Below are 10483 nucleotides of genomic sequence, written 5' to 3' on the forward strand. Positions count from 1 at the left end.
CGGTCCAGGCGGTGTTCCGCTTTCGCGTTCAGCTCTCGAGTCCAGTGCTCGAGGCTCTGGATGTGGAACAGCGACAACGGGTCCCGAGGCTGGGGCCCGTTCGTCATGGTTCCCCGGGAAGGCGTCCCCGGGACGGAATGGCACGGCTTCGGCCCGGGAGGGCTTGCTGGACCGCTCAGGCCTTGGCCTCCACCCGGATCGCCCGGCAGGCGAGGCGGCTCCCCTGCCGCACCCCCAGGCCCACGCAGCCCCGGGACCAGGCGTTGGGGTCCATCTCCGTCCAGGTGAGCTGGACCGGTGGCGGAGGACCATGGGCAGGAACCCTGCCCTCCCCGGCCGAAGGGGCCCCCGCTGCCGAGGCCGCCGCGCGATCCCCATCCAGGGCTTCCGCCCAGACGGTGAGCTCAGGCCCAGCGGCCCGCACCCGGAGCCGGTACCTCTGGCCCAGCTCCCAGGGGAAGGGGGTGCTGGCCAGCTCCTCCAAGCCGTCGTCCCGGTGCCGGACGATGGCCAGCCGCCCGCCGGGGGCCAGGGCCGCCCCGTACCAGCGCCGGGCCCCCTGGACCCGGACCAGGACCAGGTGCCACGGCCCCCACTGGGGGATGAGCTCCGCGTCCACGGTGGACTCGGCCCACTCGGGGGAGCCGGTGAAGCTCTCCCCGTGGTCCGGGCCCCGGCCCACGTACAGCCCATCCTCCACCTGCCACAGCCCCTTGGTGTACGTCCAGCCGGCAGCCGCCCCGTACCAGTGGGGCCACCCCTCGAAGCGGAGCTCGAACCGGCCGTCCGGCGCCCACGCGATCTCGTCCACGTAGATGGGGCCCGTGTAGGTCACCTCCCGGTGGCCCGCCCGGAGCTCCAGCCCGAAGCGGACCACCATGCCCTGGGCTTCGGGGATAGCCCACCGGACCGGAACCCACCGCCCCGGGAGAAGGGGGGTGAACCGCTCCTGGTAGAGGCGCCGGCGGGGCGCCCCCTCCCCCGGTTCCATCAGGTCCACGAAGAAGCCGGCCAGCAGCCCGGCCTCGGGCCCGGCCTCTGCCGCCCCATCGCCGCCCTGGTTGGCGGACGGGGCGCCGGCCCCGGAGGCCGCCTCAGCCGGCCTCGAGGGCGACCCTTCCCCTGGAAGAAGGATGTGGGCCGTCAGCACCCCACCGGGGTACAGGCTCGGGGAGAAGGCCGGGTCGTACCCCGGCCGGCTCAGCTCCGCCGGCGCCGGCAGCACCTCCCGGACCAGCCGGGCGGGCCGGAGGAGGTCCAGCCGCTGGATCACCAGCTGGAGCGAACCGTCCCCGGCCGCCGCAACCCCCTGCACCTGACGGACCGCCTCCAGGGCCTGGTCCGGGTCCGTATCGGGCCGGAAGCCCTCGGTGGCGCCCGGGCCGTCGAAGGTGGCCCGGTGGGTGGCCGCCAGCACCGGGTCCTGGGCCAGGGCGCCGGCCTCCTCTGCAGCCCGGGCCCCAACCCCACTCCCCGGGCCCCCATCCCTGCCCAAGCCCACCCCGCGCAACCGCCGGGCCGCGGCCGCGGTCAAGCGGGCCACCCCGGCCAAGGAGAGGAGATTCCGCGCCCCCAAGACCCCTGACCCCATGACCAGATCCCGCAAGGGCTCTCGCCAGGCGGCCGGAATCCCTTCGGGCCCCACCAAGGTCCCCACCACCGCGCCGGCGTTCCCCACGTTGCAGTCCGTATCCCAGCCGGCCGCGTTGGCAATGCGGACGGTTCGGTCGAAGTCGCCGCCCCCGTAGAGGAGGCTCATGGTGACCACCGCCGCGTTGGGGATGATGTGGCAGACGCCGGGGTAGCGGTCGTAGCCGTGGTGGGCGGCGATGTGGGCAAAGGCCCCCTCCCAGTCGTCGGGGTGGGCCTGCCAGAAGCGGTAGACATCCTCCATCACCCGGGTGTAGGTCGCCTCCGGCGGCAAGAGGTCCAAGGCCTCCCGGACCACCGCTTCGATGGTGGGCCGGCAGAAGGCGAGGCTCACCATCGCCGCGACAAACCGGGCCCCCAGGCGCCCGTCCCCGTCGTGGGAGACGCTGGCGGACGCCTCGGCCCAGGCGGCCGCCCGCTCCGGGTCCCCTGGCGCGAGCCACCCCCAGAGGTCGCTGAAGATCTGCCCGCCGATCTGCTGGCTCACCACCGGCCCGTTCAGGGCGGTGGAGCCCGAGGCGGGCGCCTCGATCCCCGCCAGCAGGTTCTGGAAGGCCGTGTCCTCGGTGGAGACGCCGTACCCGCCCCGCCAGATGACGCCGTGATCCTCAGGCATCAGGTTGAGCCACCAGCGGCCCAGCTCCCGGGCCGCAGGCACCGTCGTCGCCCCGGCCCGGAGCGCGTCGGCCACGCCGGCCAGCATCAGGAGGGGGTGGCTCGTGTCATCGTCGGCGCCGAAGAGCTTCTCCATGGGCGTTAGATAGAAGCGGTCCGTTTCGGCCACCAGATCCCCGTAGGTCGCCCGGATCTGCTCAAAGGTCCACCCCTCCACGGGTGCGCCGTAGGCGACGCCGATGGCCTTCCCCAGCCACCCGCCGTAGATCCGCCGGGACCAGTCGGCCCCGGGGGCGGCCCCAGGGCCCACCGCCTCCCGGGTCCCCGGCGCCCCCTGCCCGTGCTCCGTCTTCAACCTTTCACACCTCCTGCCGTCATCCCCTCAATGAAGCGCCGCTGGAGGGCCACGAAGGCCACGATCACCGGCAGGACCACGATCACCGCCGCAGCCATCATGGTCCCCCAGTCGGTGACGTACCGGCCCGTGAAGCGGAAGAACTGGACCGGGGCCGTCTGCAGCGCCGCATCCTGCAGGAAGGTGACGGCCAGGAGGAACTCGTTCCAGCTCCACAAGCCCACCACCAGGGCCACCGTCATGATCCCCGGCGCGACCACGGGCAGCAGAACCCGGGTGAAGACCTGCCACTCGCTCGCCCCGTCCACCCAGGCCGCCTCCTCCAGCTCCACCGGCACCTGCAGGAAGTACGCCCGCAAGAGGAAGATGGCGAAGGGCGAGTAGAGCGCGGTGTAGATCACCGCCAGGGCCGCCCGGCTGTTGACCAGCCCCAAGCGGTGGAAGATGAAGAAGAGCGGGATGAGGAAGAGCTGCACCGGCACCGTGGTGCAGACCAAGAGGTAGAGGCTCACCCCGGACCAGGCCCGGATCCGCTTGCGGGCCAGGGCGTAGGCGGCCATGGAGGCGACGATGCAGGTGAGGAGGACGGTGAGCCCCGTCACCATCAGGCTGTTGGTGAGCGCGGTGCCCAAGGACGCGTCCCGCCACGCGTTCACGTAGTTCTGCCAGCGGAAGGGGTCGGGCCAGCCCATGGGGTCCATACTGATCTCCAGGCGCGACCGGAAGGAGTTGAGCACCATCAGGACCAGGGGCCCCAAAGAGAAGCCCGCCAGCAGGATCAAGACGGTGTAGATCACCAGCTGGGACCCGCGCAAGCGCCTCATACATCCCACCCCCGGCTCTGTAGCCAGACGTAGGCGGCGATGGCCACCCCGCCCAGGGCGCTCATCACCAAGGCGATGGCCGACGCCTGGCCCGCCTGGAAGGTCTCAAAGGCCCGCTTGTAGGTCAGGGTGGCGAGCACTTCCGTGGAGTAGCCCGGGCCGCCCTGGGTGATGACGTAGATGAAGTCGAAGACGAGGAAAGACCAGATGATGGTCATGATCATCATGAGGACGATGGTGGGCCGGATCAGGGGCAGGCTCACGTGGCGCATCCTCTGCCAGAAGCCTGCCCCCTCCATGTCGGCCGCCTCCAAGAGGGCCGGGTCGATCTGCCGCAGGGCGGCGAAGAAGATGACGGCGATGAAGCCCCACCAGTGCCAGTTGTCCACGAAGGCTACCGAGTAGAGGGCGGTGGAGGGGTTGGTCAGGGGGTTCCCCCCGAAGGGGTTGAGGCCGTGCTGGGAGAGCCAGCCCAACACCCCGCTGATGGGGTGGAAGATCATCTGCTGCCAGACCCGAGCGCTGATGACGGTGGCCACCACCATGGGGATGAAGTAGATGGTCTGGAAGAGGTTCCGCCCCCACCGAACGGTGAGGAGCATGCTGGCCACCACCAGGGCCATGATGATGGGCACCGTGAGGAAGATGAGGGTCCACTTGACGTTGTTCCAGAGGGCCCCCCAGAAAACCGGGTCCGCAGCCAGATCCCGGAAGTTCTTCAGCCCCACCAGCTTGGGGGTGCTGATGCCATTCCAGTCGGTGAAGGCCAAGCCCGCGGTGAGCAGGGCCGGCACCAGAATGACGCCCACGTTCAAGATGAGGGCCGGGGCCAGAAAGAGCCAGCCCTTCAGCTCACTCCGCCGCTGCCGGCGGGGCCGGGGCTTGGGCACGCCCGCCGTGGCCCCGGCCGGGATGGTGGCTGGTGCTCCCATGCTAACGCCTCCCCTCGCCTGGTAGAAGAAGGGCGGTCCCGGCGCCCCGGAACCGCCCCTCCGTGGAGTCCACGCCGTTGCCGGTTACCGGGCCGGTGTGGGAGGAACCGCCCCCGCCTGCAGCTCCTCCTGGAAGATCTGATTGACCCGGTCCATGAACTGCTGGGGCGTGATCTGGCCCAGCCAGACCTGCTCGATCCCCTCGATGATGTAGCTCTCGGTTCGGGGCGGGAAGAAGGTCCAGACGGTGTAGCCGTAGTTGCCCGCGGCCACCGCGTCGGCCACTTCCTCCACGTACCGGGCGTAGCGGGGATCGGTCTTGTCGCCGAAGTCCTTGGCGTCCAGGGTGTGGACCGGCACGATCCAGTCGCCCGGCCAATCCCGGTTCAGGTCGGTGATGATCTCCTTGTCGGCGCTGAGCACATCCAGCACCACCGCCGCCCCGTCGGGGTTCTTGGCCGCCTTGTTGATGGAGAGGGTGGCGCCGATGCCCAGGTCATAGAAGGGGTAGCCGGCGTGCTCCGAGAGGGCCGGGATGGGCACCCAATCCCACTCCTGGCCCGTCTGGCCGAAGAAGTCCGTCATCCACTGGAAGGCCCAGGTGCCGTTGATGGTCATGCCGGCCCGGCCGGTGGCGAGCAGGGTGCAGTAGTCCTCGTAGGTGAGGGAGAAGTAGTTGCCGCCGCCCAGCCAGCCCTTCTGGTAGTACTCGTTGAGGAGCTCGATGGCCTCAACGAAGACGGGCGCGTTCCAGGGCAGCTGGCCGGTGAGAGCCTTGTACATGTTCTCCGCCCCGGCGTAGTGGTTGAGGAAGGCGCTGACAGGCTGCTCGTTGGCCACCCGGAAGCCCGCGTTCCCCGTGGCGAAGGGGATGATCCCCTGGGCCTCCATCGCCTCGGCCAGGGCCTCCAGCTCCGCCCGGTTGGTGGGCGGCTTCCAGCCGTGCTTGTCGAAGAGGGTCTTGTTGTAGAAGAGGACCATGGACTCATACGACTTGGGCAGCAGGTAGAGGTGGCCGTTGTAGGAGCCCAGCTGGACCATGACCGGCAGGAAGCGGTCGTACCACCCGTAGGCCTCCGCGTACCCATCCAGGGGCAGCAGGTGCCCGTTCTGGATGTAAGGCAGCGCGTAGGCGATGCCGTGGGTCATGACGATGTCGGGACCGGTCCCCGCCAGGAGGGCGGTCCGGAGGGTGTTCTCCAGGTTGGGGTCGAACCGGATCTCCAGACGGTAATCCGACTGGGACCGGTTGAAGCGGTCGACGAAGTTGGTCCGAACGATGCGCTCCTGATCGGGCGTGGCGTTCTCGTACCACCAGGTGACGGTCTCTTGGGCCCCGGCCAGCGGCGCCCAGCTGATCACCAGCGCCAAGGCCAGAAGCAGGGCTCCCATCTTTCGCACAGCGGCGTCCTCCCCTCGTCAGTGCTCCCCTCGTCGTCAACGGGACAGCCGTTTCTCCCCTCGTCGCTCAGACAGGCTGTCGCTCCTCTGCGGCCGTCGGCTCCCCTCCAACGAGCCGCCTCGCGACCTGCCAGGTCCGCTCCACCAGATCGGAGATCCGCAAGGCCCCGTGCCCGGCCAATGCCACCTCCAGGGTGTCGGCCAGGGGCTCCAGCCAGTGGCCCGGCAGGGCCGAGAAGCCGTTCAACGCGCCGACGATGGAGCCCACCGTGGCCGCGTTGCAGTCCGTATCCTGGCCGGCCAAGGTCGCCAGGGTGATGGAGGCGGTGTACTCCCCCTCGCCGTAGATGAGGGCCAGCCAGACGATGGCCTCGTTGGGGAGGGCGTGGATCTCCGAGTAGCCCGCGAAGCGGGCCTCCACCTCGGCCACCGCCTCCTCCCAGGAGGCCCCCTGCCCCGCCAGCTCCTCCACCAGGCGGATGGCCTCCGCCAGGCGGGACCGGGCCGGGATGACCGCCCGGCCGGCCGCCAGCACCGCCTCCAGATCGGATCCCACCAGGGCCTGGGCCACCATGGCCGCAACCGCCATGGCGGCGTAGACCCCGTTCTTCCGGTGGGAGAGGACCGCATCCCGGTAGGCCATGGCCGCCGCCGCCTGGGGCCTTCCGGGCTGGACGTATCCGAAGAGGTCCGCCCGGATCCGGGCCCCTACCCACTCCCGGAAGGGGTTCCGGTAGCCCCCCGCCACCGGTGCCGGCACCCCCTGGACTAGGTTCCGGTAGGTGACCTCCTCGGCCGTGTACACGTTCCGGAAGGCCAGGAAGTGGAGCCAGGTTTCGGCCACATGGGCCGTGGTGAACTGGGGGCCGTGCCGCTCCAGAAGGAGCAGGTTGAGCACGGTAAAGTCCAGGTCGTCGTCCCGGATCGCCCCGTGCAGGTGGCCCTTGCAGGCCCGACGCACCGCCGGCGGCAGGGCGAAGTCGGGGCTGGTCGCCTCGGGCTTGTAGGGGAGGTAATCCCGGAGCGGCCAGGCGTGGGCCCGCTTCAGGTACCGCTCGATGGCCGCCCGGCTCCACAGCTCCACCGGGCGGCCCAACATGCAGCCGGCCACCCGCCCGTACCAGGCTCCGGCCAGGCGGTCGATGAGCTCCTCCGGCCGCAGCGTGAGCGGGCCCGCGGGCTTGGCCGCCGCCTCCCCCTCGGGCCCGCCCGCCTCCGCCAGGATGGTGGGCAGATCATCGGGCTCCACGTAGGGGAAGTCCGCCCGGATGGGCGCCTGGCCCAAACGGCCCAGGAGCCGCTCCAGCTCCTCCCGGGGCGCCTGCCGGAGCCCGTCCAGCTCCAGGCTGAGCCCGTCCACCTGCCGGCCTTCCTGGGCGGCCTGGATCGCCTCGTAGCGGACCAGCTCCACCAGCCGCTCGTGGTCCAGCCCTTCAGCAAAGGACTGGGGTACGGCCACCACCCGCCGGCGGCCCTGCTGGCTCCGGAGCCAGCCCATCATCTCCAGGGCGGTGAGGGCCTCCCGGAGGGAGGAACGGCTCACCCCCAGCTGGGCCAGGAGCTCCCGCTCGGAAGGGAGCGGGTCGCCCGACTGGAGCCCTTCCTCGAGGATGAACCGTTGGATCTGCTCAGCGATGACGGTCGGCAGCGCCTCCCGCCGGACGGGTTCCACCCTGGCTCCCAACTTTCGACCCGGGACTTGTCTGATATGTTCCCAACTCGACGGTACCACTGGCTGGAAGCTCTGTCAAGAATGAACGGATTCCAACAGGATGGAAAGGCGCCCGGCAGGAGGTGGAAAGGCCCAGGGAGTGGAGGGGGACGACGGCCCCGGGACGCGGGGAGAGGAGGAAAAGGGTCTGGGCAGGCGAAGTTGGTTTAGGGCATGTTTGTGCTTCACATTTGTGCCCAATGCCTGCCTGGCATCGCCCGCGGGGAGGAGGTTGCGCATGGAGACCACGCCGAAGGGGCCCGCCACCTCGAAAGGCCCCGCCACGCCGAAGGAACCCGCCACCCCAAAAGGGCCCTCCACCACAAGGGAGGGCCGGTCCATCCCGCTCAACGCCCGGATGGCCCGGCTCTATGAGGCAGCCCGGCTCTACTATGTCGAGCACCTCACCCAGGCGGAGGTGGCGGCCCGGTTGGGCCTCTCCCGCTCCCGGGTCTCCCGCCTCCTGCAGGAAGCCTGGGAGGCGGGGCTCATCTCCGTCTCCCTCACCTACCCCGAGGCTCCAAGCACCCGAGACGCGGCCCGGGCGTTGAAAGCGCGCTTCGGCCTCGCGGACGCCCGGGTGACCAGCGTCGATGATCCAGCCGACGCCGCGGCCCTCCGGCGCCGGATCGGTCAAGCAGCGGCGGCAGCCCTGCCGGAACTCTTGGAGCGGGGGCAGGTGGTGGGGATCTCCTGGGGCCGGACCCTCTACGAGATGGTCCAGGCGGTGGAACCCACGGCTGGGGATGGACCCGCGTCGCTGGGGGTGACTGTCGTGCCCCTGCTCGGGGCCGTGGGCGAGGCCGATCCCCGCTACCAGGCCAGCTTCCTCGCCTACCACCTGGCCCAGGCCTTGGGCGGGATGGCCCTCCCCTTCCACGCCCCCGCCTACGCCGACACCCCCGACGGCGCGGCCACGTTCCTCCGTCAGGCCGCCATCAGCCGGGCTGCCCAGCTTTGGGGGGCGCTGGATGTGGCCCTGGTGGGCGTGGGACCGTCCGTCTACCACTCCCCGGTGATCCAGGCAGGGGAACTCGCCGGCCCCACCCTGCTGGAGCTGATCCGTCAGAAGGCGGCCGGGGAGCTGTGCACCCACTTCTTCGATGAGCAGGGGGAGCTGTGCCAGCACTCAGCGCACGACCGGTTCGTGGGGATCCCTTGGGCGCAGCTCCGGCGGGTTCCCCGGGTCATTGGTGTGGCCGGCGGGCCCGAGAAGATCCCCGCTCTCCGGATTGCTCTGGAACGGGGCTACCTCACCGGCCTCATCACCGACCTGAAGACGGCTGAAGCGCTGCTGGCAGAATGAAGAAGGCCTCGGCCAAGATCGGGCCGAGGCCTGTGACGGCGGCGCGGGCATCCTGTGCACCTGAGAGCCCCGAGACCCCACTACCCAGACAGCCGCAAGCCCGAGAAGAAAAACGGCCCGCCTCCTCTGTACGAGACGGGCCGGCGTAATGACTGGAGCCTTCAACCCCGCGGGTCGACGACCCGCCCCATGAAGAGGATCGCCCCCGACTCCACATCCCGGATGAGGAAGACAAAGGGCCGGTCCGCCCGGAAGACGGGCGGCGGGTTGGCCGGAAGGCTGGTCACCCGCATGCCGATGCCGGTGGCACCCGCCGCTTCCGTCCCCTCCTCATTCACCTCAACAAACGCCTGGTGGATCACCTGGCTCAGCACAAGCTCCGGATCCTCGGCCATGTTGGCGAAGTTTGCCCGGCCCGGACGGAAGGCGTCCACGATCCCCAGGGCCTGGAGGACCTCATTCAGCACGAATCGCTCCTTGAGCGTAAACCGGGGCAGGTAGACCTCCACTTCCTGCGGGGACCCTTGCGCGAGCCAGGCGGCAAGCTGGTCCGGATCCAAGCTCGCCTCGAGCTCCTCGAGCCCACCGCGCGCGGGCAGGAGGACCACCATGGACACCCGTCCGCCCGCGTAGGGAAGCTCCAGGAGCTGGACCCTCTCGGTCTCCGCGTAGCGAAAGTCCCCCCGCTGGTACATGGTGGGGACGTCGACGGTCCGCCCCTGGGCCAGGTGGAAGGGCATGGGCCCCGTGGCGTCAGGGTCGAAGGGGAGCTCCCAGGCCCCCTTGAAGGAGATGGCGTTGGTCAGGAGCAGGCGGGTGGTATGGGACAGATCCTCAGGCTGGATCAGGTCCTGGATCTTCCCCTGGGTCTGCTCCTCCACCCAGGCGTTGATGGTCCGCCGGGCTTCATCCCGGGACCCCTCGGTGGTGTAGTCCACCTCGTGGAAGCCGGCTTCATAGAAACGCTCCGTCAGCTCCAGGAAGTCGGCGCGGAAGGGGTACCCCGCCTGGCCCCAGAGGGCGTTGGCCACCGAAAGCTGGTACGCCTCATTGGGCGCGTTCAGGGCGGCCGTAAGCTCGGCCAGGGCCCGGTGGAATTCTTCCGAAGAAAGCTGGATGTGGAGCGCCTCAGCCAGCTGCTGGGCCGTTTCGCCCGCCGCACCCCCGTAGACCATGGCCAGGGCGCTGGTCAGGCTGTAGGGCGAGAAGAAGAGGTTCCCTTCCCTACTGGCCAGCTGCCGGTAGAGGTCCAAGGCGAACCCGTTGTTCGCCGCGGCCACCGCGTCGGTTTGGGCTGGCTCGCCCTCATGGTCTGCCGGTTCGGCCTCAGCCCCACCCCCGCTCCCCGGGGCCTGAGCCTCAGACCCGTCCGTCGCCCCGGAGCCCGGCACGGGTTCCACCGGAACGGGTGCGGTGACCGGCGCCGGTTCAAGACGCTCCCCAGCCGGCTGATCGCCCTGCCAGCGGGACAGGATGCCCCCCAGCAAACTTCCCAGAAGGATACAAACGGCGAGAACAAGCAGGGTCCGCTTCATGGTGGCTGGCTCCCTCTCGTTCCGAATGGGACTTCCCAGACCTGACCCTGCCCGGGGCGAGACCATCACCCCGCGCCCCTCGAGCGGGATCCGGGTCGGGGTGTTGACCTCCTTCGAGGTGGTCGGAATGGCTCCTGCCGGAAGAGTCAACCGG

At 70.0% G+C, this 10483-nt stretch carries 7 protein-coding genes; 1 reads left to right on the forward strand and 6 read right to left on the reverse strand.

Translation table 11 applies throughout. The features are described from left to right. Positions 1-175: 175 nt before the first annotated feature. From FWJ67_RS10040 to FWJ67_RS10060, 5 genes are all read right to left on the reverse strand, one after another. Positions 176-2620, reverse strand: coding sequence for an ADP-ribosylglycohydrolase family protein (locus FWJ67_RS10040; protein WP_414482768.1), 2445 nt, complete (start codon positions 2618-2620; stop codon positions 176-178). After that, positions 2617-3444 carry a carbohydrate ABC transporter permease gene (locus FWJ67_RS10045; RefSeq protein ID WP_304171217.1) on the reverse strand — a complete coding sequence of 276 codons (828 nt, stop codon included), beginning with the start codon at positions 3442-3444 and terminating at the stop codon, positions 2617-2619. The genes FWJ67_RS10040 and FWJ67_RS10045 overlap by 4 nt, the downstream gene beginning before the upstream one ends. Next, positions 3441-4376 carry a carbohydrate ABC transporter permease gene (locus FWJ67_RS10050; RefSeq protein ID WP_304171215.1) on the reverse strand — a complete coding sequence of 312 codons (936 nt, stop codon included), beginning with the start codon at positions 4374-4376 and terminating at the stop codon, positions 3441-3443. Before FWJ67_RS10050 ends, FWJ67_RS10045 begins: the two co-directional genes overlap by 4 nt. Positions 4377-4460: 84 nt before the next feature. Continuing rightward, on the reverse strand, positions 4461-5768 hold the full coding sequence (locus tag FWJ67_RS10055; protein WP_414482423.1) for an ABC transporter substrate-binding protein: 1308 nt from the start codon (positions 5766-5768) through the stop codon (positions 4461-4463). 76 nt (positions 5769-5844) lie between these two features. Further along, positions 5845-7449, reverse strand: a complete 1605-nt coding sequence (locus FWJ67_RS10060) for an ADP-ribosylglycohydrolase family protein (RefSeq protein ID WP_304171213.1) — start codon at positions 7447-7449, stop codon at positions 5845-5847. 277 nt (positions 7450-7726) lie between these two features. On the opposite strand from FWJ67_RS10060, the gene FWJ67_RS10065 reads away from it, so the two are divergent. After that, on the forward strand, positions 7727-8794 hold the full coding sequence (locus FWJ67_RS10065; RefSeq protein ID WP_414482769.1) for a sugar-binding transcriptional regulator: 1068 nt from the start codon (positions 7727-7729) through the stop codon (positions 8792-8794). Between the two features lie 161 nt (positions 8795-8955). Here FWJ67_RS10065 and FWJ67_RS10070 read toward each other — a convergent pair whose 3' ends face one another. Continuing rightward, entirely contained in the window at positions 8956-10329 is a 1374-nt protein-coding gene (locus FWJ67_RS10070) for a serpin family protein (protein WP_414482770.1), read from the reverse strand. Positions 10330-10483: the final 154 nt, after the last annotated feature.

The sequence above is a fragment of the Limnochorda sp. genome (assembly GCF_047459355.1).
Classification (GTDB): Bacteria; Bacillota; Limnochordia; order Limnochordales; family Limnochordaceae; genus Limnochorda.

Coding starts and splice junctions, on each gene's coding strand:
- FWJ67_RS10055 (WP_414482423.1), bottom strand. CDS start 5,768: ATGGGAGCCCTGCTTCTGGCCTTGGCGCTGGTGATCAGCTGGGCGCCG.
- FWJ67_RS10045 (WP_304171217.1), bottom strand. CDS start 3,444: ATGAGGCGCTTGCGCGGGTCCCAGCTGGTGATCTACACCGTCTTGATC.
- FWJ67_RS10070 (WP_414482770.1), bottom strand. CDS start 10,329: ATGAAGCGGACCCTGCTTGTTCTCGCCGTTTGTATCCTTCTGGGAAGT.
- FWJ67_RS10065 (WP_414482769.1), top strand. CDS start 7,727: ATGGAGACCACGCCGAAGGGGCCCGCCACCTCGAAAGGCCCCGCCACG.
- FWJ67_RS10050 (WP_304171215.1), bottom strand. CDS start 4,376: ATGGGAGCACCAGCCACCATCCCGGCCGGGGCCACGGCGGGCGTGCCC.